At 33.9% G+C, this 22,731-nt stretch carries 18 protein-coding genes; 5 read left to right on the top strand and 13 right to left on the bottom strand.

The window, feature by feature from the left end:
- Positions 1-6: 6 nt before the first annotated feature.
- The 4 genes from BMZ76_RS01100 to BMZ76_RS01085 form a co-directional block, all read right to left on the bottom strand.
- Positions 7-483, bottom strand: a complete 477-nt coding sequence (locus BMZ76_RS01100; RefSeq protein WP_143071035.1) for a hypothetical protein — start codon at positions 481-483, stop codon at positions 7-9.
- Positions 470-1,276, bottom strand: a complete 807-nt coding sequence (locus BMZ76_RS01095) for a hypothetical protein (RefSeq protein WP_091202708.1) — start codon at positions 1,274-1,276, stop codon at positions 470-472. The genes BMZ76_RS01100 and BMZ76_RS01095 overlap by 14 nt, the downstream gene beginning before the upstream one ends.
- Positions 1,277-1,743: 467 nt before the next feature.
- Entirely contained in the window at positions 1,744-2,931 is a 1,188-nt protein-coding gene (locus tag BMZ76_RS01090) for a pyridoxal phosphate-dependent aminotransferase (RefSeq protein ID WP_091202705.1), read from the bottom strand.
- Between the two features lie 91 nt (positions 2,932-3,022).
- Positions 3,023-4,117, bottom strand: coding sequence for a fatty acid desaturase family protein (locus tag BMZ76_RS01085; protein WP_091202703.1), 1,095 nt, complete (start codon positions 4,115-4,117; stop codon positions 3,023-3,025).
- A gap of 105 nt (positions 4,118-4,222) precedes the next feature.
- On the opposite strand from BMZ76_RS01085, the gene rsmG reads away from it, so the two are divergent.
- A complete protein-coding gene (gene rsmG, locus BMZ76_RS01080; protein WP_091202701.1) occupies positions 4,223-4,852 on the top strand; it encodes a 16S rRNA (guanine(527)-N(7))-methyltransferase RsmG in 630 nt (209 codons plus the stop codon).
- A 135-nt stretch (positions 4,853-4,987) separates the two neighbouring features.
- Here rsmG and pruA read toward each other — a convergent pair whose 3' ends face one another.
- From pruA to BMZ76_RS01065, 3 genes are all read right to left on the bottom strand, one after another.
- Positions 4,988-6,613, bottom strand: coding sequence for an L-glutamate gamma-semialdehyde dehydrogenase (gene pruA / locus BMZ76_RS01075; protein WP_091202699.1), 1,626 nt, complete (start codon positions 6,611-6,613; stop codon positions 4,988-4,990).
- 107 nt (positions 6,614-6,720) lie between these two features.
- Entirely contained in the window at positions 6,721-7,107 is a 387-nt protein-coding gene (gene apaG / locus BMZ76_RS01070; RefSeq protein ID WP_091202696.1) for a Co2+/Mg2+ efflux protein ApaG, read from the bottom strand.
- A gap of 81 nt (positions 7,108-7,188) precedes the next feature.
- Positions 7,189-8,454, bottom strand: coding sequence for a type IX secretion system plug protein (locus BMZ76_RS01065; RefSeq protein ID WP_091202694.1), 1,266 nt, complete (start codon positions 8,452-8,454; stop codon positions 7,189-7,191).
- A gap of 167 nt (positions 8,455-8,621) precedes the next feature.
- Between BMZ76_RS01065 and BMZ76_RS01060 the strand changes: the two genes are divergently transcribed.
- The 4 genes from BMZ76_RS01060 to BMZ76_RS01045 all read left to right on the top strand — a co-directional run bounded on the left by BMZ76_RS01060 (position 8,622) and on the right by BMZ76_RS01045 (position 16,087).
- Positions 8,622-11,432 (top strand): M16 family metallopeptidase, encoded by a 2,811-nt coding sequence (locus tag BMZ76_RS01060; RefSeq protein ID WP_091202692.1) that lies wholly within the window; start codon positions 8,622-8,624, stop codon positions 11,430-11,432.
- A gap of 256 nt (positions 11,433-11,688) precedes the next feature.
- Entirely contained in the window at positions 11,689-12,087 is a 399-nt protein-coding gene (locus BMZ76_RS01055) for a Riean_0653 family protein (protein WP_091202689.1), read from the top strand.
- A 176-nt stretch (positions 12,088-12,263) separates the two neighbouring features.
- Positions 12,264-12,785, top strand: a complete 522-nt coding sequence (locus BMZ76_RS01050) for a Riean_0653 family protein (RefSeq protein ID WP_091202687.1) — start codon at positions 12,264-12,266, stop codon at positions 12,783-12,785.
- 95 nt (positions 12,786-12,880) lie between these two features.
- Positions 12,881-16,087, top strand: a complete 3,207-nt coding sequence (locus tag BMZ76_RS01045) for a T9SS type A sorting domain-containing protein (protein WP_091202685.1) — start codon at positions 12,881-12,883, stop codon at positions 16,085-16,087.
- 63 nt (positions 16,088-16,150) lie between these two features.
- Here BMZ76_RS01045 and BMZ76_RS01040 read toward each other — a convergent pair whose 3' ends face one another.
- The 6 genes from BMZ76_RS01040 to BMZ76_RS01015 form a co-directional block, all read right to left on the bottom strand.
- Complete coding sequence (locus BMZ76_RS01040) at positions 16,151-16,915, bottom strand: class I SAM-dependent methyltransferase (RefSeq protein WP_091202683.1); 765 nt, start codon at positions 16,913-16,915, stop codon at positions 16,151-16,153.
- 91 nt (positions 16,916-17,006) lie between these two features.
- Complete coding sequence (locus BMZ76_RS01035; protein ID WP_091202680.1) at positions 17,007-17,381, bottom strand: GxxExxY protein; 375 nt, start codon at positions 17,379-17,381, stop codon at positions 17,007-17,009.
- A gap of 76 nt (positions 17,382-17,457) precedes the next feature.
- Entirely contained in the window at positions 17,458-18,276 is an 819-nt protein-coding gene (gene map, locus BMZ76_RS01030; RefSeq protein WP_091202677.1) for a type I methionyl aminopeptidase, read from the bottom strand.
- A 44-nt stretch (positions 18,277-18,320) separates the two neighbouring features.
- Entirely contained in the window at positions 18,321-19,709 is a 1,389-nt protein-coding gene (locus tag BMZ76_RS01025) for a TolC family protein (protein WP_091202675.1), read from the bottom strand.
- Positions 19,709-21,055: an HlyD family secretion protein gene (locus BMZ76_RS01020; RefSeq protein ID WP_091202673.1), complete on the bottom strand. Its 1,347-nt coding sequence runs from the start codon at positions 21,053-21,055 to the stop codon at positions 19,709-19,711. Before BMZ76_RS01020 ends, BMZ76_RS01025 begins: the two co-directional genes overlap by 1 nt.
- Positions 21,056-21,057: 2 nt before the next feature.
- Positions 21,058-22,719, bottom strand: coding sequence for a peptidase domain-containing ABC transporter (locus tag BMZ76_RS01015; RefSeq protein ID WP_091202670.1), 1,662 nt, complete (start codon positions 22,717-22,719; stop codon positions 21,058-21,060).
- Positions 22,720-22,731 lie beyond the last annotated feature (12 nt).

The raw sequence follows: 22,731 nt of genomic DNA, 5'->3' as shown, positions 1-22,731 counted from the left end.
TTGTTACTATTTAATTAATTTTCCAGATTTAATTACAAATTTTGAAAAAGTATTAAATAAAATAACGAACGAAATTAGCGATAAAATTGAAAAATATAGTACAAAAGATTTTAAAATGGCCATTGTAGTAATTTCAGTTTCACAAACTTTAAACATTGTTGGAATATATTTTTCAGGATATAAATTTAGTAATACAATAAGACAAATAGTTGTTATAAAAAGTATCATAGATGTTTTAAACTTATCTACAAGTTCGTGAAGTAAAGTTTTAGAATTGTCTTTACTACTTTCTTGGTTATATAGATTTTTTGAGAAAGGAGAAGTAGCAATAATTGATAATGCAGTGATTGAAAAACCTGTTGTTATTGATAAAAAATTGGCAACAACTTCAAAAGCTTTCATATTCAGGTTAAAACTTATTGTAAAAAAGGATATAGCAAAAACTGAAGTGAAAATTTTAAGTATTATTTTAAGTGTTTTCATTTTTTACTTTACTTATTAATATATTGTATACATCATCAGATGAAAACATTTCATCTTCATCAACTAGAGCCTCAATATCAATTTTTCGTGAAAAGCCTTCGGTATTAAAAAGCATTCCTAAATTATTTTCATCTTTACCTGAGATAACAATGCTTCTTAGTGAATTTTTTTGTTTAAATATTGATTTAACTTTGTCGATTAAGTAATTATTCGTTAATCTATTGTTATAACTTAAACTTAAAGTGGCAACACTAGCTTCATATCCATTGATCTCTTCAGATAAAATTTTGCTTAATAATCCTGAATCACTGAATAAATTCGGCACTGCAGAAATTTTTATATTATCAAGGGTTTTTAACATCTCAATGAATTGTGTTTCATCGTAAATTTCTTTTATAACAATTGATGAAGTCGGGAAATATCTTTTAAATAACTCTATTAATGCAGTCCTCTTTTTGGAATTGCTAATCCATAGAAAGCTAGTTTTAAAATCAATGATTGCAAAAGTTTGTCTAGGTTCAACTTGATTTTTTTGTCTAGGATTTGGCTCTTCTTCGTTTGTATTAAAATTATAAACGTTTGGATTTCTTGGTCCTACCATTCCCTCTCCAAAATTCATTTTCAGGTAACTTTCTTCATATTCTATATTGAAAATTTGAACTTTACTATCATCATTGTTTGTATATGAACCCGTCGGAAGATTCTGTTGAAAATTATCAATATGTAATCTTTCATCATTTAGATATAGAAAAACTCCGCTAAAAATTAAAGATTTCTTATTTGCTTTCTTCATATAATTTTTAAATTGTTATTCCTAAATTTATTGATTTCTTCCTTTTGTGTGTGTGCATTATCGCTGGCTAACTTGCTTACAGGATTTATATCGTTATTCAAATCTACCTAAAATTTTGCGGCTTTAGGTAGTCAAACGAAATTTAAGTTAATCTCCTAAAAGTATAAAATTAAAAACATAAATCATCAGAAATTTCATTGTTTTTCCGTTTGTGATGATAATCGTAGGGACAGCTCACTAGCAGTCCGTAATGAATTAGAATAAATAGGATTTTGGCAGGGTTTGCGTGAGGGAGTGCAGCGGAAATCCTCTATATTTTTTCTTTAAAAATATAAAGATTGCAGCGAAAAGCCCGACCCTTGTGGTCACGCCCAAAAACAACAAAACCCCAAGAACATCTTGAGGCTTTGTTAGTATATTGTAAGTTAGATTTTTGACTTTCCAACTTTCGACTTTAAGATTTTTGACTATAACGCCACCGCTTCTTTGATTCGGCGTAAGGCTTCAATCAGCAATTCTTCGCTTGTTGCGTAAGAAAAACGGATACAGTCTGGGTTTCCAAAAGCATCACCAGTAACGGTTGCTACATTAGCTTCGCCCAAAAGGTACATAGAGAAATCATTGGCATCCTTTATAAACGTTCCTCTTAGTGTTTTTCCGAAGAAAGAAGAAACGTCTGGGAATACATAAAAAGCACCTTCGGGAACGTTAATTTTTACTCCTGGAATGTCTTTTAATAATCCAACGACTAAATCTCTACGGCTATGGAAAGCGTCCACCATGTGTTTTAAAACACTTGGATCAGCATCTACTGCGGTAATGGTAGCACGTTGTGCAATACTATTAGCACCGCTTGTTACTTGACCTTGAATTTTTGTACACGCTTTAGCGATGAATTCAGGAGCTCCAATATATCCAATTCTCCATCCTGTCATAGCGAAAGCCTTGGCAACTCCATTTACGGTAATTGTTCTTTCTAACATTCCCGGGATAGATGCGATGCTGCAAAAAGTTCCGGAGAAATTGATGTGCTCGTAGATTTCGTCGGCAACAACATATACGTGCGGGTGTTTTTCCAACACTTTGGCAAGAGCCGTTAATTCTTCTCTGTTGTATACCGATCCGCTTGGATTACAAGGGGAACTGAACCACATCATTTTTGTTTTTGGTGTAATTGCTGCTTCTAATTGTTCTGGTGTGATTTTGAAATCCGTATCTACAGAAGTTGGAACTTCTACAGGAATTCCACCGGATAATTTTACGATTTCGAAATACGAAACCCAGTAAGGAGCCGGTAAAATTACTTCGTCACCGTCGTTTAACATTACTTGAGCAATGTTGTATAACGATTGTTTCGCTCCTGTTGATACTACAATTTGAGAGGGTTTGTACTCTAAATCATTGTCTCTTTTGAATTTTCTGCAAATTGCTTCTTTTAATTCTAAATATCCTTCTACCGGAGAATACGTGCTGTAGTTTTCGTCAATTGCTTTTTTAGCCGCTTCTTTGATAAAATCAGGTGTATTAAAGTCCGGTTCTCCTAAACTTAAACTGATAATATCTTTTCCTTGTGATTTTAATTCTCTGGCCAAAGCCGCCATTGCTAATGTTTGAGACGTTGATAAATTGTTTATTCTATCGGATAATGGATTCATTGTAATAGGTTGTAGTTAGTTTTTTATTGTAAAAATACACGGTAGAGATGCACTGCAGTGCATCTCTACAACATGTTATGTTTTTGTGTGATTATGTAAGTTCCGGTTTCATTCCCAAATTTTTCAAATGCTTGAAATGAGCAATAACGGCACTTCGCATTGTTTTGTATTCGTAATATGGCAAGTTGCATTCCTGAGCAGTTTCTTTTACGATACTTGCAATTTCGCCATAATGTACGTGGCTGATATTTGGGAAAATATGGTGCTCAATTTGATGATTCAGTCCGCCGGTGTACCAGTTTACGATTTTGTTTTTTGGAGCAAAATTCGTTGTTGTGAACAATTGGTGAATGGCCCAAGTATTGTCCATTTCTCCTAATTCATTTGGAGATGGATTCGTAGTTTCTTCAACAACGTGTGCTAATTGGAACACTACACTTAAAATTAAACCAGCTGTGTAATGCATCACGAAGAAACCGATAAGCACTTTCCACCACGTGATTCCAATAACGATTGGTAACACGATCCAGATCGAAACGTAAATTATTTTAGTGATGATTAAAGTCGTCCAAAGTGTTTTTGGGCTTTTTGCTTCTCCGTAAGATAATTTTCTTTTCAAGTAGCTTCTCATCTGTTTGAAGTCAGTTGTGATGGCCCAGTTGAAGGTTAATAATCCGTATAAGAATACCGAATAATATTGCTGAAAACGGTGAAAGTTATACCATTTGGCATCTTTTGTAAAACGAATTACACGTCCGGCATCTAAATCCTCATCGTGACCCGGAATGTTTGTATAAGTATGGTGTAAAACATTGTGTTGAACTTGCCAGTTGTAAACATTTCCCGCCAAAACATAAATAGTTCCACCCATGAATTTGTTGACCCAATTTTTATTAGAATACGAACCGTGATTACCATCGTGCATCACATTCATTCCTACTCCCGCCATTCCAATTCCCATAACTATTGTCAACAGAAGATGTGCCCAAAAAGGCATACCAAGTGTTAGAATTAAAAAGTAAGGCGCAAGAAAAACAGAAAACAAAATTATAGTTTTCAAATACAGTTTCCAATTGCCTGTCTTTTGGATATTATTTTCTTTGAAGTAATTGTTAACCCGTGAGTTAAGTGTTCTAAAGAACTTTAAGCTATCTTGCTTAGCAAATGTCGGAGCATTATTATTCATATGTATTTAATAAAGTTCAAAGGTAATTATTATAAATTTTTGGATATACAAAATTGAGATAAATATTTTAACTCTAAAGTATTACTTTTGTTAAAAAATTAATAGATGGACGAGATTCTTAAGTATTTCCCTAATTTAACTGATATTCAGAAAGAACAGTTCGAAAAACTGGATTTTTTATACCACGATTGGAATGAAAAAATTAATGTTATTTCGAGAAAAGATATTGATGCTTTGTACACCAAGCATATTTTGCATTCGTTGGGAATTGCCAAAATAATAAACTTTGAACCCGGAACGTATGTTCTGGATGTAGGCACTGGTGGAGGATTTCCTGGTATTCCATTGGCGATTCTTTTTCCGGAAACGCGTTTTTATTTAATTGATATTATTGCCAAGAAGATAAAAGTGGTTCAGGCTGTTGCCGAAGGATTGGGATTAAAAAATGTAAAAGCGGAGCAAATGCGTGCCGAAAATGTCAAAGGAGATTTCGATTTTATCGTGAGTCGTGCCGTAACGAATATGCCGGATTTTGTTTCTTGGGTGAAAACCAAAATCAAAAAGAACAATAAACACGAATTGAAAAACGGAATTCTCTATTTAAAAGGAGGCGATTTAACCGAAGAACTAAAGGATTTTCCAAAAGCTATTGAATACAATCTTGCTGACTTTTTTGAAGATGAATTCTTTGAAACTAAGAAAGTGGTGCATGTGCCGTTGAAATTTACGGTTTAATCATAAGGTAGAAAGTCTTAAAGTCGAAAGATAGAACTGAGTAGGAAAAATGTAAAAAAAAGCCGAATCTAAATTTTAGATTCGGCTTTTTGTGTATTTGTAAAGTTCTTTAAGACTTTCGTCTTTCAAAATAAATTATCCTAAAAATGGATATCTGTAGTTCTCTGGAGTAACAAAAGTTTCTTTGATTGTTCTTGGCGAAACCCATCGCAATAAGTTCAATACAGAGCCTGCTTTGTCATTAGTTCCTGAACCTCTGGAACCACCAAATGGTTGTTGTCCTACAACTGCTCCTGTTGGTTTGTCGTTGATGTAGAAATTACCTGCAGCATTCTCTAAAACTTTCATTGCATATTCAATTGCATAACGGTCTTGGCTCAAGACAGCTCCTGTCAATGCGTATTCAGAAGTTGAATCTACTAATACAAGTGTCTCTTCCCATTTAGCATCTTCATAAACGTAAATAGTCAGTACTGGTCCGAATAATTCGGTTTCCATTGTAGTGTATTTTGGATTTGTAGTTACGATAACGGTAGGCTCAATAAAATAACCAACGGATTTATCGTAATTTCCTCCTGCAATAATTTCGGCATCAGCATCTTTTTTAGCTTGGTCAATAAAACCAGCTAATTTGTCAAATGAACCTTCTGAAATTACAGATGAAACGAAATTATTAGTGTCTGCCGGCGATCCCATTTTCATGGAAGCTAAATCAGCTACTAATAATTTTTTTACTTCTGGCCACATTGATTGTGGTACGTATGCTCTTGAAGCTGCAGAACATTTTTGTCCTTGGTATTCGAAAGCTCCTCTTGAAAGTGCTGTAGCAACTTGAGCCGGAATAGCAGATGAATGCGCTACAACAAAATCTTTACCTCCAGTTTCTCCTACGATTCTTGGATATGTTTTGTAATTGCTGATGTTTTGTCCAATTTTCCCCCAAATGTCATTGAAAACACGCGTTGAACCGGTAAAGTGAATTCCTGCAAAATCACGACTTCCTAATAACGTTTCAGAAATCATGGCAGAGTCTCCATAAACCACATTGATTACACCATCCGGTAATCCAGCTAGTTTGAATACTTCTACAATTACATTTGCAGAATAAATTTGTGTCGCACTTGGTTTCCAAACCACAACATTCCCCATTAATGCTGGAGCGGCTGGTAAATTACCTGCAATTGCTGTAAAGTTAAATGGAGTGATGGCATAAACAAAACCTTCCAATGGTCTGTGTTCTAGTCTGTTCCAAACACCTTCGGATGAAGCGGGTTGTTCTGCATAAATTTGAGACATAAATTGCACGTTGAAACGCAAAAAGTCTATGAATTCGCAAGCTGCGTCAATTTCAGCTTGGTGTACTGTTTTTGCCTGAGCGATCATTGTCGCCGCATTTATTTTGGCACGGTAAGGTCCGGCAAGCAATTCAGCAGCTTTTAAAAATATCGATGCTCTGTGTTCCCAAGCTAAATTAGCCCATTTCTTTTTTGCTTCCAGCGCAGTAGAAATGGCTTTTTCTATATGTTCTTTGTCGGCCTCGTGGTATTGTCCCACAATATGTTTGTGGTCGAAAGGAGGATTTATGGTTTTCGTTTTTCCAGTGCGGATTTCTTCTCCTCCAATGTATAAAGGAACATCAACGGTTTCACTATACATTTTCTTGAAAGTGGCAAGAACTTCCTCTCTTTCCGGACTTCCTGGAGCGTAGGATTTAACGGTTTCGTTAAACGCTTTTGGGACGTTGTAAATTCCTTTTGGCATATTAAATAGATTTTAATTAGAATCAAAAATTGAGTGGTAAAGGTAGCAATAATTCATCAATCAGAGAATCTGATTAGAAGTTAAAATTCTAATAAAAGAGTAGCAATTTAATTCAAAGCAAACGGAGCACATAACCTAAAAGTAGGTACGATAACTTTGAAGTTTTTTGTTGAGGTAAAATTAATCATGTTGAAATACCCTTTCATGGCACCATAAGGAGATGACAATAAGCATCCTGAACTGTATGTATGCAATTCACCAGGTTTTAAAACTGGTTTTTTTCCAATTACTCCTTCGCCATCAACAATTTCGATTTCATTTAAAGAATCAAAAATTTCCCAATGGCGGGAAATCAACTGAACAGAATCCTTACTGTGATTTTCGATTGTGATTACGTAACTAAAGGCAAAATGGATCTTGTAGTTTTTGAAGTAAGTACCCTCAAAACTAGTCAATACCGAAATTTTTATGCCTCTTGTTATTTGAGAAACCATGTTAAATGGATGAATATGTGATTATTATTGACAAATTTACAAAAAAATGGTATCTTTTTGTCAAAAGTCAAAAAACTTTTTTTAGTTAATTATATTTATGGAACTCGCCATTCCTTTCCCAACAACTCTGTCGTATCTGTCAATGTTTTCTTTGTAATAGACTAGAATGGTATACTCATTTTCTGTTTGGTAGAAATTGCCGTCTATTGCATTTTCCTGATCAATGACTCCTTGGTCATCCGCTATGGTGTATTGAAAATTTGTAAATCCTTGTTTAATTAAAATGGCTTTCTCATAAATTCCCTTTTTCGAATTATAATCCATTTTAAATTCAGGACTTAAGTTGTAATTATTGAACATTCCGGTCACATAAATGTTTTTGTTCAATCGGAAACTGGGTGCCGAAAGGCTGAAATATACCCAGGCATAATCCGCTTCGATTTCGCTCTTCGTTACATTTAAATTATTGATAACAAAACCGCCATTTACATCTTGAGTGAATGAGTAAGGCTGGTTTGCTCTTGCATCACTGGTAAACAGAAATGACCCATAAATGGGCGTATTAGAATCGATTCGGGCTACATTGTTGCTTGCGGATCGTATGTCTTTGTTTTCAAAAAATAGAAATTCGTTTCCCGCCCAAAACTGAGTTTCGCTATCGTATTTGTAAATTAAATCATTGCCAATGGTGTATTGAGGCGCAATGTTTTTTAGAGCTGTTTTCCATTGCCCGTTTTGAAGCGCAAGCACTTTGACGTTTCGCAGCGGATTTTGGAACGTAATTGTATTTGATTTGATACTGAAATCCAAATTTTGTTTTGCTTCAATATTGCTTACTGTTCGCGCTCTTTTCACCTGAATGGGAACCGTAACCAAATCTTCATAGATAATAAATTTTCTGGAAAACACTACTTCTTTGTTTTCGTCCAATACTTTAATCATGTAATTTCCGCTGATCTTTAATTGTTGCGTAAACTGATTTGGAATCGCTAATTTGTAATGCGAGTAGATTTGCAAAGTGTTGAATGAATTGGTGTAATCCTGAATTCTTTGATTGTCAAAACCTTCCAGGTATTCATTTTTAGGGATTGCGGTTGGGTTCCAGTTGTAATCGCAATGAATTATTTCGTAATAATAATTGGCTTCATTGCCAAAAAGATCATCAAATTCTAATTGAAATCCTTCTCCTAATTTTAAAAATGGAATTATATTTTGGTTATTCTGAATAAAAAAAATAGTCTTAATGTGGTACGGAGGAGCGATTTCTTTTTCTGCTTGCGCAAAAGAAAAACAGGAAAAAAATACACTGAGAATAAGAAAGGCTATTTTTAGAAAAGGTTTCGTCATTGTCTAGAACTTATGATTGGGTAAATATAACAATTACCTTTTGTTTTTGGTAAATGATGTGTTTTTAGGTCACTATTTTTTTTGTGCGTAATATCTGTTAATTTTATCTTAATCCAAGTTATTTTTAATTGCTAACTAACTAGTTTTACTTTAAATAAACAAACCTTATGAAAAAAATCAACAAATTAGTATTTGGCGTTTTGCTTTTTCCATTAGCGGCTTTTGCCCAACAAATGGATTATTCAAAAGTCATTCCTTTTGATCCAAGCGTGAAGACTGGAAAATTGGAAAATGGATTAACCTATTATATCAAGAAAAATGCCAAACCGGAAAACAAAGTAGATTTGCGCTTAGTCGTCAATGCGGGATCTATTTTAGAAACTGATGACCAACAAGGATTAGCGCATTTTATGGAGCACATGTGTTTTAATGGAACCAAGCGCTTTCCAAAAAACCAATTGGTTGATTATTTACAGAGTATCGGTGTAAAGTTTGGACAGCATTTAAATGCTTACACCAGTTTTGATGAAACAGTTTATTTTTTACCAATTCCATCAGACAATCCTGAAAAACTGGAAAAAGGATTTCAAATTATTGAAGATTGGGCTTTTAATACAGTTTTGACACCTGAAGAAATCGACAAAGAAAGAGGCGTAGTTTTGGAAGAATATAGGTTAGGTTTAGGAGCTGGAAAAAGAATGTTGGGCCGCTACATTTCAAAAATGATGCATGAATCCCACTACGCGGAGCGTTTGCCAATTGGTCAAAAAGAAGTTTTAGAAAAATTCAAACACCAGTCGTTAATTAACTTTTACAAGGATTGGTACCGTCCAAATTTGATGAGCGTAATTGTCGTAGGTGATATTGATGTTGATGCCATGGAGCAGAAGATTATTTCTCATTTTTCAGGGTATAAAAATCCAGCTAATGAAAAACCTAGAAAATTTTATGACGTTCCTAATCATAAGGAAACTTTTGTAGCTGTTGAAAGTGATAAAGAAGCATCAAGCGCTCAAGTACAATTGATGTACAAAGATTACGGCGCTCCAAAACCAGTAGTGAATGTTGGTGATTTTAAGAATTATATTGTTGAGGGATTATTCTCAACGTTGTTAAATACTCGATTGGGTGAATTGACTAACTCAGCGACACCGCCATTTACTTATGGATATTCGTATTACGGAGGAACTTTTGCCCGAAATAAAAAAGCATATCAATCTTTGGCGATGTCTCAGGAAGATAAACAATTAAGCGCTTTAAAAGTGTTGGTGACTGAAAATGAAAGAGCTAAGAAATTTGGATTTACTCAAGGAGAATTAGATCGTTCTAAATCAGAATTTCTTGCTGCTATTGAAAAAGCGTACAATGACAGAGATAAAACCAACTCCGTGAATTTTGTTGGAGAATACCAATCTAATTTCTTGGAAAAAGAGCCCGTTCCCGGAATCGAATGGACGTATCAAACGATGAAACAATTGATGCCTTTGATTGATTTGAAGGATGTAAACAATTTGATTAAGGATTATGTTAAAGAGGATAACCGTGTTGTTATTCTTACTGGTCCTGAAAAAGAAGGCTTGAAAAAAGTTACAGAACAACAAGTTTTAGAGGTTTTGAAAATCAATACAGATGATATTAAGCCTTATGAAGATGCTGTTGTTGCTACAAGTTTATTAAGAAATGAAGTTAAAAATGGTACTATTGTTAAGCGTGAAAGCAATGCTAAAATTGGAACAAAGACTTTAATTTTATCCAATGGTGTAAAAGTAGTTTACAAAAATACAGATTTTAAGAATGATGAGGTTCTTTTTGAGGCAGTGAGTCTTGGAGGATCTAATTTATATTCTAATGAAGATATGAAAAAAGTTCAATTTGCAAATGGAGCTTTGGCGGAAGCCGGATTCTCCGGATTAAAATTGAATGATATCAATAAATTTATGACGGGTAAAATAGCGAGAGTAAATCCATATATAGGGGGAACTACTGAGGGTTTAAGAGGGAATGCTACTCCTAAGGATTTAGAATATCTGTTCCAAATGACGTATGCTTATTTCACGGATTTGAACTATGATCCTGAAGCTTTTGAAGGCTTTAAACAAAAACAGTCTAGTTTCTTTAAGAATATGGCTTCGCAACCACAAAACTATTTTCAACAAGAGTTTTATACTTATCTGAATAAAGAAAATCCAAGATTCAACGGAATTATGCCGACGGATCAGTCGTGGGCTGCAACAGATTACAAGTTAGCCTACACTAAATACAAAGAGCGTTTTGCCAACGCTGCTGATTTTGAGTTTTATTTCGTTGGAAACATTGACGATAAAATTATGGAAGCATATGCCGTAAAATATTTAGCATCTTTGGCTACTACTAATAAAAAAGAGAAAGCAGTAGATTTAGGATATAGAATGCTAAAAGGAGATTTGAAAAAAGTGGTTAATAAAGGAACAGATCCTAAAAGTAATGTAACTATTATGTATTATGGAGATGCAAAATATTCTGCTAAAGATGCCATGAGTATGCAAGCTTTAGGTGAAGTTTTGACAATAAAACTAATTGAACAATTACGTGAAAATGAAAGTGGCGTTTATGGTGTTTCGGCACGAGGAAGTTTAAATAAAGTTCCAAATGGATCCTACAACTTTTCAATTGGGTTTCCATGTGGACCAGATAATGCTGAAAAATTGACAGCTTCTGCTTTAAAAGAACTTCAAAACATTATTGATAAGGGACCAGATGAAAAAGATGTGGCTAAATTTAAAGAAGGGGAGCTGGCTGATTTCAGAAAAGATAGTAAAGAAAATAGATATTGGTTGTCTAATTTTACTAAATCCTATACGAATGGAAGCAGCGCTGAAGAAGTTTTGAAATTTGAAGAAACGGTCAATTCGGTAACGGCTAAGGATATGCAAGATATTGCAAAAAAATACCTTACAAAAGATAAAGTAATTGGAATACTAATGCCGGAAAAAAAATAAATCAATTTAATTATAAACTAAAAACCTGCTAAAATTAACTTTAGCAGGTTTTTTTTATGGTAGAAATTATAGTAGGACGATTCGCTGTAATTATTAACAATAACAGACTTTAAATACAAACACATTGGAGTTAAAGTAATTATTAATTAACACCGCACTTACATTAACTTGTTGCAAGAAAGACGACAGCAAACCACAAAACCCAATAGACCAATTACCTCCTGCTACACAAATTGGCGCAAATACTGCTGGATGCTTGTTAGATGGAAAAGCCTTTTTACCAAAGGGCTATTTACCTACAGGTAATTTAGTTTGTAATTATATTGATGGAAAAGATTTCACTGTTAACCTCGCTCAAAAACTAAATAATCAAACAATATTAATAGGCATTATAAGCAATAATCAAAGTTTAGTTGTTGGTCAAACGTACATTTTAAAAGAATATGGAGCAAATTCTCAATTTGGGGAATATAATATATATCAAAATATTGGAGATTTGCGATATAAAACAACTTCAACAATCACAGGCGAACTAAAAATAACCAATCATAATTTTAATAAAGCAATACCGTCTGGTACTTTCTGGTTTGATGCAATAAACTCTGAAGGGGGAAAAATACAAGTACGCGATGGTCGATTTGATAGGGAATATTAAAAATTAATTATAAAAAGTAAGATTGGCAAAAAGATAATTTTACAAAGATCAAATTAAACAACACCTCACATTTATGTAATTTAAAAAATCATTAAGATCAAATAGTTGCAATAAAATTAACTAAAAATTAACACGTAAAAACTATATATATTTTATTTTTAACAAAAACTTAACCAATGAAAAACCTACTATTTTTATTCGCAACAGTTCTTATATTAAGTTGTTGCTCTACAGATGACAACAAACCGAAAAAGCCAATAGACCAACTACCTCCTGCTACACAAACAGGTGCAAATACTGCTGGTTGTTTAATAAATGGTGAAGCATTTTTACCAAAAGGAACTGGAATAATATTAAATTGTTTATATCAAGACGGATTGAATTTTGGATTAAGAATTACTGAAAATATGAATGATACTTCAAGATCAATTTATATCTCAACTTTAAATCAAAATTTAGAAATAGGTAAAATATACGACTTACAGGAATATAATTCTAAATGGGGGCAGTTTGTTGTATTTACGGGAGGTATCGGTAAAGATGATTACAGAACAACCTTAACAATCACTGGCGAACTAAAAATCACTAATCATAATTTTAGCAAAGCAATACTATCGGGAACATTTTGGTTTGATGCTGTAAACTCAAAAGGAGAAAAAATTCAAGTTCGTGAAGGTCGCTTTGATATGGAATATTAAAACTAATTATAAAAAAGTAAGATTGGCAAAAAGACAGTCTTACCAAAATCAAATTGAACAATATCTCATCTTTATTTAATTTAAAAAACAAATTTATGAAAAAAATTACATTCCTCCTTTTTGCTTTTTTATTTTCTATATTTTCAAATGCGCAACAAGACATCAATACGACTTTTGCAACACAAATGAACACTGTATTTGGATCGCTGGACAAAACCAAAATACCACACGGTATTCTGCTCGATTATGGTATGGAGTTTACCAATGTACCTGCTTACAATGGTACACTTACAGATAGTACGTATTCAGACAAATCTAGTTTAAATCAAATTTATAACACATTACTTTCTAGCAGAGTACGAGAAGTAAGTACGGCCTGGATAACTCCTACAGAATATGACAACAGATGGAACGGCAATAGATCAATAGGTGTTATCGCCTTGAGTGGGCTGTATTTTAAGTACGCTCAATTTGCAGATAATGCCCTTACGACTAATAAGATTATGTTGTCCAACAATAAATTTTATGACAAGGTAATCAACGGAGTATGGCAAAATCCATATCAAGAGTTGCAAACTTTTGCAATGGCAGCGCCCATCAAGCAATATGATGAATTGACTATGCAAGTAAAAATTCCTTCCAATATATTTATCTCTAATTATCAAAACCTAATAACAAGCATACAAATAGATTTTGATAATGGACAGGGATACGTAACAGTGACGTATAACCAAAACATTACGGTTAATTATACCACATACGGGACAAAAATTTGGAAATACAAACTGAATCTCAGTAATGGTACAGCTTTGTATAACCAATCAAGGATGAAAATAGGCAAAAATCAGGTAAATGGACAAACAGGACCTCCAGTTCCTCCACCCTGCCAAACCTGTAGAATTTCTCCAACAGAAAGCCCAATAAGTATAACAGCTGCAATTCCTTATCTAGGCGGATTAGGAACTGTAAAGCTGACGATTGATTATGCTGGGGATCCTAGTCAGGGACTTAAGAGACCGCTAATTGTAGCCGAAGGATTTGATCTTGGTGTAGTTTTGAATCCTGAAAAAGCATATGGGAATAATACCTATTCTGGAACATTTCAACCAAGTCTTCTTGAAAGCGGAGTTGAATTAAAAAATCTACTTTACGAAGACTACAAACAATACGACATTGTCTATGTAGATTGGAATAATGGCGTAGATTATATGCAACGTAATGCTTATGCCCTTGAGGCGGTCATAAAATACGTGAATGACCGTAAAGTTTTGAGCGGGAGTACCACTAAAAATGTAGTTTTAGGACAAAGTATGGGTGGTGTTATTGCTCGTTATGCCCTTGCAGATATGGAGCAGCGAGGCGAAAATCATCAAACCAGTCTGTTTATATCACACGATGCACCGCAACAAGGGGCTAATATTCCGATTTCTTTTCAGTATATGTTTCGTCACCTTAAAAGTCAGTATGTAAAATCTCCTTTACTATTGTATGGTGGTGAAGTTTATCTTCCCATGAATACAGATACCCAACCTGTTTCTTCTTATTTGTCTATTCTCGACGCTCCAGCTTCTAAACAATTAATCGGCAATTTTGTAAATTCTAATTACGCAATAGACAATTGGGAAAACACCTCATTCTATGATGAATTAAAAGGAAAAGGGCTTGCAAATAGTGGTGGCTATCCGTTACAATGCAGGAATATCGCGATCAGTAATGGTAGCGAATGCGGTACAACTCAAAACTTTAATCCAGGTGATGACTTGGTCAATATTCAATTAAACAAAGGATTGTCTTTTTGGGGTGATTTATTCAGTTTGATTTACAATCCTTTAGGAGGATATATTGGTGGAACATTTGTAGATTCTGATCTTTATGGGGTAGCAGTTTTAGGACTATTCCCTGGGCACTCAAAATACAATGTCGATTTTAAAGCTAAATCATTATATGATACTTCCGGTAACGAGATTTACAAAGGACGTATGTCATATACCAAGAAAATTCTTTGGGTTTTAAATGTCACGGTTGATATTACTAATGTAACAAAAAACCAACCTTTGGGAATTTTACCTTTTGATACTTATGGAGGTGGCTATTTTGATACAAATACTCTAGCTGGAACTGTTAATAGCCCAAATCTAATTATAAAAGATCGTTTTGGTTTTATTCCAACAGCAAGTGCTCTAGATATTGGTAAAAGAAACATAACCTTAATAGATGAAGACTACAAAAAATCATATGTTGGGGCAATACCACTTGTTTCTCCCAAAAATAGTCCGTTTGCCAATTTCGTCACAGATTTTGATATAGTAAACCCAAACGCACACAACAAACAACACATTTCATTTAATCCCAGAAATGGAAAATGGCTAGCATCTGAACTAAACGCATTGAGCAATCCGTATACTAATCCAGAATTAGCAAATTGTTCCTTTATGTGTTCAGGAAATTCAGCATCACAAATCACTGGAAACGATGCCGTTTGTGGGACGAGTGTTTTTTCAGTTCCAAGCGGTGCTGATTCATATAATTGGTCTATAACCGAAGGTGGGTATCTTGCTAATTTAACGGGTAACAACACGTCGACTGTAACCCTAACAATTAATAATGGAAGTGGTTACGTAACTCTGCAAGTAATATATGGTAATGCTATTTGTGGTGGCATTACAATAACTAAAAGAATTTGGGTAGGTGCGCCACAAATTACAGGACTAATTTGTCCAAATCAATCTACAATATGTAGTGGCACTTTTTGCCAGCAAGAACTAGGGTTGCCTTCTTTTGATTTAACAAATAATGTTGAGGCAAGTGTTATCGGTATGACTGATTTAGAAATTGGAGAAAAAACAAATTGGGAATGGGAAAGAATTAATGCAAACATTGTAATTGCTCAAGACACTAGGGGAAATGAAATTTATATAGCTCCTAATTATATTGGACAAACAGGTGTTAGAGTTCGAGCTAAAAATAATTGTGGGTGGAGCGAATGGAGTGAGTTGTATTTTGAAGTTGTCGATTGTAGCAATAATTTAATGAGACTATCAGAAGACGAAAAAACATTTTTGGTTTATCCAAATCCTTCAAATGAAAAAGTAAACATAGACTTAAGAGATGCAAATAATCTTCCGGAAAAGAATGCTAAGATTTCAGGAGAATTATTTGATATTATGGGAAAATCAAAAGCCAAAATTCAAATTAAAGATAATAGAGCTTCATTTTTTGTTAGTGGTTTAAATAAGGGAGTTTATGTTTTAAAAATTTATATAAATGGTAAAATAGAAAGCCATCAAATTGGAGTTAAATAAACCAATTTATTTATAAACTAAAAACCTGCTAAAGTTGAATTCAGCAGGTTTTTTTATGGTGAATTATTTAAAACAAACCGGGATAATTTCCCCTTTGGCCAAGCAATATTTTTCTACTAATTCGGGTGCAATTTTAGTGGTATACTCTTCTTCGATTACTTTAAAACCAATACTTCGTAATTTATCAAAATAATCGCGTCCATAAATCCGAACGTGATCGTATTGACCAAAGATTTTAGCGCGTTCTTTTTGATCCTTAATGGTGTCATCAGCAAAAGTGGTGACTCTGGACAAATCCTGTGGAATTTGTAAAATAGCCATTCCGCCCGGTTTCAAAACCCGATACAATTCCTGCATCGCTTTTGTGTCATTCGGAATGTGTTCTAAAACATGATTACAAAGAATAACATCATATTGATTATCCTCAAAAGGCAAATTACAAATGTCCGCTTTAACATCTGCCAAAGGTGAAAATAAATCGGTTGTCGTGTAGTCGAGATTTTTTTGGTTTCGAAACAATTTATAAAAAGCTTGTTCCGGTGCAAAATGCAATACTTTTTTTGGAAACGTAAAAAAATCAGTTTCTTTATTCAGATACAACCACAATAAACGGTGTCTTTCCAGCGAGAGTGTACTTGGCGAAAGCACATTATTTCGCTGTGTTCCGTAACCGTATGGTAAAAACATTTTGAAACTTTTACCGTCAATAGGATCAGTGAATGTAGTTCCTTTTAAGGCAAATGCAAGAACTGGGCGCGCTACATAACTCATTCTTATTAATAGAGGACGAGGGATGGTGTTGAGTATAAGTTTAAAGAGTTTTTTCACGGATAATTGATTTATTTAAACACGAATTTCACTAATTTTCACAAATAAATCAGATATGAAAAATATGAATTTCATTAATTTTAGATTGTTATTAAAGAATTATTCTTCGATATTTGAGGCTGTCTTCTCCAAAATTAACTAATAATCCTAGTTTGTTTTGTGAAGCTGCCAGATAATTTAAAGTTTGTCTTATTTCACCACTAGTTAAACTTTGAATTGCTTTTAATTCTAAAATAATTTCATCAAAAATGACGAAATCTGCAAAATAATAACTTGGTAATATGGTGTCTTTGTACGCGATATTATATTTGGATTCTCTGTTATAAGGAATTTCATTTTTCTTTAATTCATATTCTAAAGCATCTCCATAAACAATCTCACTATGTCCTTTCCCAAGAATTTTATGAACTTCCATGCAAAATCCAATAATCTTGTATGCTTCTTCTTTTAAATAAAGATCGTCCATGTGCTTGAATTCTTAAGTTTGCTTATTTACTATGGTCCGTTTAAAATATAATTTGTAAAAATTCGTGAAATTTGTGTTATAATTTAATAGGCTCTCTTCTAAACTCATCTTCCTCATTACTTACAATTCCCAACGCTTTGTAAACGTAAGCAAAAGTGGATAAAATCTCCGGTTTTCCATCGATAATAGCAACGTCATGTTCAAAATGGGCGCTTGGTTTTCCGTCAGCAGTCGTGATTGTCCAGCCGTCCTTGTGTTGCTTGATGTTTCGGGTTCCCAGATTAATCATCGGTTCAATAGCGACGACCATTCCTTCTACAAAAAGTTTTCCTCTTCCTTTTTTGCCATAATTTGGCATTTCAGGATCTTCATGCATTTTTTGTCCTACGCCGTGACCTACTAGTTCACGAACCACACCATAACCATGTGATTCGGTATATTTTTGAATTGCGTTTCCAACATCTTCTACGCGGTTTCCTAATTTTAATTCGCGGATTCCAACGTACAAGGATTCTTTGGTTACCTGCAATAATTTTTTAGTTTCAGGAGTGACTTCACCTATCTCAAAAGAATACGCATGATCGCCGTGATATCCGTTTTTGTATGCGCCACAATCTACAGAGATTACATCACCGCTTTTTAAAGGCGTGTTGTTTGGAATTCCATGAACTACTTGCGAATTTGGACTCATGCAAAGTGAATTTGGGAAACCATACAATCCAAGAAAACTTGGTTCAGCTCCATGATCGCGAATAAATGTTTCAGCTAATTTGTCCAGATATAACGTGGTGACTCCTTCTTTGATTTCAGAAGCAATCATTCCTAATGTTTTTGATACAATTAAGGCACTTTCGCGCATTAATTCTATTTCTTCACGTGATTTAACTATAATCATAATTTTGAATTTTCAGTTTGCAAAAGTACGATTTTATAAATTATTTAATCCGGATTGGCCATTATTTTAAAAAGCTCTGAATTTGAAATGTAAAAGCGGTTTTCCAAAGCAATCTTCGAAAGCTGCGCAATTACTAAATTATTCTCACGGGTATTTATTAAAAACAGGGAACTTTCACCAAAAGAAAATAATCTTTCTTCTGAATTTAACATCGTGAGATTATCCTGAACCAAACTTTTTATGAGCTCTTTTTGTCTTAACAAGGATTCAATTTCCATTTTTTGAGCATTGATTTTATTGGTCAATTGTACTTTTTCTAAGTCCAATGCAAATTCGGTTTCCTGTACTTTGTATTTTGCCAATTTCAAACTTCCGCGTTCTTTTCGAAGAAACAAAGGAAAATAAAAATCCAATCCGATTTTGTAATCCTCAAATTGATAATTATCTAGATAGCTGGGTTCTGAAATATAGGAGTAACCCACATCAATTTTAGGTAAAAGCATGTTGGCCTTAAGTTTTCTCTCCACATTGAGCATGTCAATCTTGCTTTGCAACGCATTTATTTTTGGATGATTGGTTATGGAGAAATCCGTATTCAGTAAATCATTCGTTTTTAAACTTTCCTGAATCGTGAATTCCAATTGAATTTCGGGAATTAATTCATCGGATAATTCAAGCGGAATGTTGTTTTCCAACCAAAGAAAATTAGCGAGTTCTAATTTGGCTTTAGCCAATTTAAGTTTGGAATCTTCTAAATTTAATATGCGGTTTTTTACAATAATTCCCGCTTCAACACTGTCTATCGCAGGTTTATCTCCTTGTTTGATTAACGATTGAATTCCTTTCAATCTTATTTGTGCATTTTTGTTATATTCCTCATACAATTGCACTTCATTAAAGTTTTTCTTCCAATTAAAATATGCCAAAGAAGCATCATACAACACAACAATAGCCTGCAATTTTCGTTCTGCCTGGCTCAACTGAATTTGCATTTTTGCTTTTCGTACATCCGCCATCCTCTGATTGATAAATAACCCTTGCCCAAGCGGAACAGTTACGCCCAGCGAAGTTAATCCTTGATTAGGAAGCGTATTTTGGGGATTCAAATACACACCTTCACTATTATCAAAGCCCGCTTTAATCTCGATTCCATACCAAGTTGGGATTTTGAAACTACTGTTCAAAATAGAATAATATTCGGTGTCTTTAAATTGTTTTTTGCTAAAATCGACTTCGATTTTTGGATCAAATCCACCGCGAGCCATCATCAAATTAGCTTGTGCTTTATTGATTTCTAAGTTGGCATTCTTCACCAGCGGATGGTATTTTTTTACATAACCTAAAAACTCGGTATAAGTGAATTCTTTTGAGTTAATATCTTGAGCTGATGCAACGAACCCAAAAAATAAAAACGCTAAAAATAGGTGTTTCATTATTTCTTTTCTTTTGTGGTTTTGGTCGTTGGTTTGTAATAATTAGGAGGAAATCCGTTCAATGTTCTCCAAATTTCAAACCAAACCGGTACATTATGCAGCAAGGCAATAGTTTGCGCTCCAGCTCCTATACTTAATTGTTTCGGCCATTTATCTTCGTTTTTATCGGGAGCAATTAATACTCGGTATTTGCCATTTTCACTGATAAAGTTTTCAATTGCAACAATTTCACCGCCAAAGGTTCCATAAGACATGTTTGGCCATCCTGAGAACACAATGGTGGGCCATCCATCAAACCAAACCCGTACTTTTTCGCCTTTGCTTAACAGTGGCAGATCTATTGGGTTTACAAAAGTTTCAACCGCTATGTCATATTGCGAAGGCATTATGGTTGCAATTGCTGTTCCTTCTTTAATAGTTTCTCCTAAACCAGATTGTAGCGCCCTATTAATATAGCCATTTTGCGACGCTTTGATGTAATACATGCCGTTTCGAATGCTGTAATTGGCATATTGATTTTCGAGTTTATTTACCTGTGCATCAGTATCGTACTGACTACTGAGTGCTGTAAATTTGTCACTATTGGCCTTAGAGACTTTCTCAGCATATTCCGCGCTTATTCTGTTTATTTCAACTTTCGAATTTATAAGCTCGTTTTTACTGGTTAAATATTTATTTTCCTGCGTGATAATTTTAGCTTCCACTTCTTGTAATTTCAGCCTTTTTTCTTCAATATCAGTCAGTGGTTTTAACCCTTCTTTATTCAGCTGCACTGCGCGATTGTATTGCGTATTGGCTATTTTTAATTGGGTTTTCACGGCCACCAAATCCATGCTGTCACTTTCAATTTTTAAGCGAGATTGCTTGATTTTATTTTGTGCTTGTTCCTGTTTCAAAATCTTTTCTCTTTCAATAGCTTCTATTTGACCCGAAAGTGTAGTTACTTTTGAGCTATATGATTGTAACGATTGTTTCTTGGCATCTATTTGATTTTTTGTATTTTGAACTAAATTTGGATCCATGTAATCCTCTTTTATCTCTGAAATGAATACAATTGTATCGCCTTTCTTGACAAAATCACCTTCTTGAACATACCATTTTTCTAAGCGGCCAGAAATCACACTTTGAATAGATTGCGGTCTTTGGTCTGGTTTTAATGTAGTAACGCTTCCGGATCCTGAAATGTTTTGTGTCCAGGGCAGAAACAGTGCTGTTACAGCTATAATTGATACAACTGCGATAATTTTATTTAAAATTTTATAATGTGGCCTGTTTGTCAAGTTTTTTACAGTAGCAAAACGATCTAATGGCTGCAGTTTTGTTTTATTATCAGATATGTTTAGCATGACTAATTATTTTTTAAATCCAGTTGAATAGCTCCATTTTGCATGGTGATAATGCGATTGCATTTGGTTTTCCAATATGGATTTTTTGAGGAAACGATTATCGTCCAGTTGTTTTTATCGGAAGTAAGGAAATCAATAATTTCATTAGCAACTTTAATGTCCATCATGTCCGTTGGGTCTTCGTAAAAAAGCACTTTTGGTTTGTGTAAGATACTTCTGGCTAGAAGTACTTTTTCAGCGTCAGAAGAGGTTAATTGTTTGCCTTCTGGAAAAATGTGAGTATCTAGACCCTTTGAGAGTGTTTTAACAAAGCTAGAAAGTTGGACGCCGTCAAGAGCCCATTTTAGATTTTCATTGCTTACGGCGTTGCTATTAAAGGTAATGTTTTCTAATAGTGTTCCTTCGAAAGGTGTTTCACCGTGGATAACACCACCAATTTGTGAACGATATTGTTTCAAGTTAATTTTTCTAAAGGTATCGTCATTTATGTAAAAAGTACCGGATGTAGGTTGCAATAAACCAGATAATATTCGGATTAGTGTTGTTTTTCCAGAACCATTTGGTCCCTCAATTGCTATCTTTTCTCCTTGTTCAATTTTTAATGACAGATTACTCAATATTTCTTTGTTTGAATGGGGAAATTTAAAAGTAAGATTTTCTATTTCCAATGAAATATTAGCGTAACAAGTATCACCGTCGAACGCTGTTTCTTCATCTAATTCGAGATCAGTTACTTGTCCTATTTTTTCGATAGAAGTTAAGACATCATAGAATGTTTCCAGTCCAATTATTATTTTTTCGACTGAATTGATGACCAATAAAATAATGATTTCTGCTGCTACAAATTGTCCTATGTTCATTTGCTGTGATAATACCAAAAAACCACCAATAGATAATAAACTCGCGGTAATCATGATTTTAAAAATAATTAACTGGCTGAATTGCCTTTTGATTACATTAAAATGTTTTTCTCGATAATTTAAGTAATCACTTACTATATCATTGTTTTTTTGCAAGCCAAAATTGTAGTGAAGGTCATTTTTAAAACTGTAATTATTTCGAGCTAATTCTTGTAGCCAACCCGCAACTTTATATTTGAATTTTGATTCTTTTAAGCTGGTTTCCAGTCCTGATTTAAATGAGAATTTGAATATAAAATACAAAAGGAAAAACAGTAAAACACCAAATACAATAAAGTAGGGGTGGTACAAGGATAGTAAAATTACTCCAAAAACAATTTGTAACAACGCCGCTGAAAAATCAGTTAATAGTTTAGAAGTTCCTTTTTGAATGGTCATCGTGTCAAAAAAGCGGTTGGCTAATTCTGGTGGATACGAATTGTACAATTGATCCATTTTTATTTTTGGCAATCGGGCCGCAAATTCAAATGAAGAACGGACAAATATTTTTTGTTGCAAATTTTCAGTAATTCTTAGTTGCATTAAAGATAAAATCCCAACTAATGCCACACCAAAAATAACTAAAATAATTAAAACTATCCAGGAAGCGCTTACTCTTCCAGATTGAATAAAATTGGTTATTGCCTGAATTCCCAGCGGCAAAGACAAGCTGATTAATCCTGCAAAAATGGCGTAAAAAAATATTTGATAGACATCTTTTCTATCTAATGCAAGTAGTTTATAAAAACGATTTAAAGGAGTCATAATAGCTGTGAT

Source organism: Flavobacterium xueshanense (genome assembly GCF_900112975.1).
Taxonomy (GTDB): Bacteria; Bacteroidota; Bacteroidia; order Flavobacteriales; family Flavobacteriaceae; genus Flavobacterium; species Flavobacterium xueshanense.
This window is presented reverse-complemented; position numbering and strand designations above follow the sequence as displayed.

Bases quoted from the DNA above. Each gene is read 5' to 3' on its own strand.
- BMZ76_RS01065 (WP_091202694.1), bottom strand. From the start codon at position 8,454: ATGACGAAACCTTTTCTAAAAATAGCCTTTCTTATTCTCAGTGTATTT.
- pruA (WP_091202699.1), bottom strand. From the start codon at position 6,613: ATGCCAAAAGGAATTTACAACGTCCCAAAAGCGTTTAACGAAACCGTT.
- BMZ76_RS01020 (WP_091202673.1), bottom strand. From the start codon at position 21,055: ATGCTAAACATATCTGATAATAAAACAAAACTGCAGCCATTAGATCGT.
- BMZ76_RS01015 (WP_091202670.1), bottom strand. From the start codon at position 22,719: ATGACTCCTTTAAATCGTTTTTATAAACTACTTGCATTAGATAGAAAA.
- BMZ76_RS01095 (WP_091202708.1), bottom strand. From the start codon at position 1,276: ATGAAGAAAGCAAATAAGAAATCTTTAATTTTTAGCGGAGTTTTTCTA.
- BMZ76_RS01085 (WP_091202703.1), bottom strand. From the start codon at position 4,117: ATGAATAATAATGCTCCGACATTTGCTAAGCAAGATAGCTTAAAGTTC.
- BMZ76_RS01090 (WP_091202705.1), bottom strand. From the start codon at position 2,931: ATGAATCCATTATCCGATAGAATAAACAATTTATCAACGTCTCAAACA.
- map (WP_091202677.1), bottom strand. From the start codon at position 18,276: ATGATTATAGTTAAATCACGTGAAGAAATAGAATTAATGCGCGAAAGT.
- rsmG (WP_091202701.1), top strand. From the start codon at position 4,223: ATGGACGAGATTCTTAAGTATTTCCCTAATTTAACTGATATTCAGAAA.
- BMZ76_RS01045 (WP_091202685.1), top strand. From the start codon at position 12,881: ATGAAAAAAATTACATTCCTCCTTTTTGCTTTTTTATTTTCTATATTT.
- BMZ76_RS01025 (WP_091202675.1), bottom strand. From the start codon at position 19,709: ATGAAACACCTATTTTTAGCGTTTTTATTTTTTGGGTTCGTTGCATCA.
- BMZ76_RS01035 (WP_091202680.1), bottom strand. From the start codon at position 17,381: ATGGACGATCTTTATTTAAAAGAAGAAGCATACAAGATTATTGGATTT.
- BMZ76_RS01060 (WP_091202692.1), top strand. From the start codon at position 8,622: ATGAAAAAAATCAACAAATTAGTATTTGGCGTTTTGCTTTTTCCATTA.
- BMZ76_RS01100 (WP_143071035.1), bottom strand. From the start codon at position 483: ATGAAAACACTTAAAATAATACTTAAAATTTTCACTTCAGTTTTTGCT.
- apaG (WP_091202696.1), bottom strand. From the start codon at position 7,107: ATGGTTTCTCAAATAACAAGAGGCATAAAAATTTCGGTATTGACTAGT.
- BMZ76_RS01050 (WP_091202687.1), top strand. From the start codon at position 12,264: ATGAAAAACCTACTATTTTTATTCGCAACAGTTCTTATATTAAGTTGT.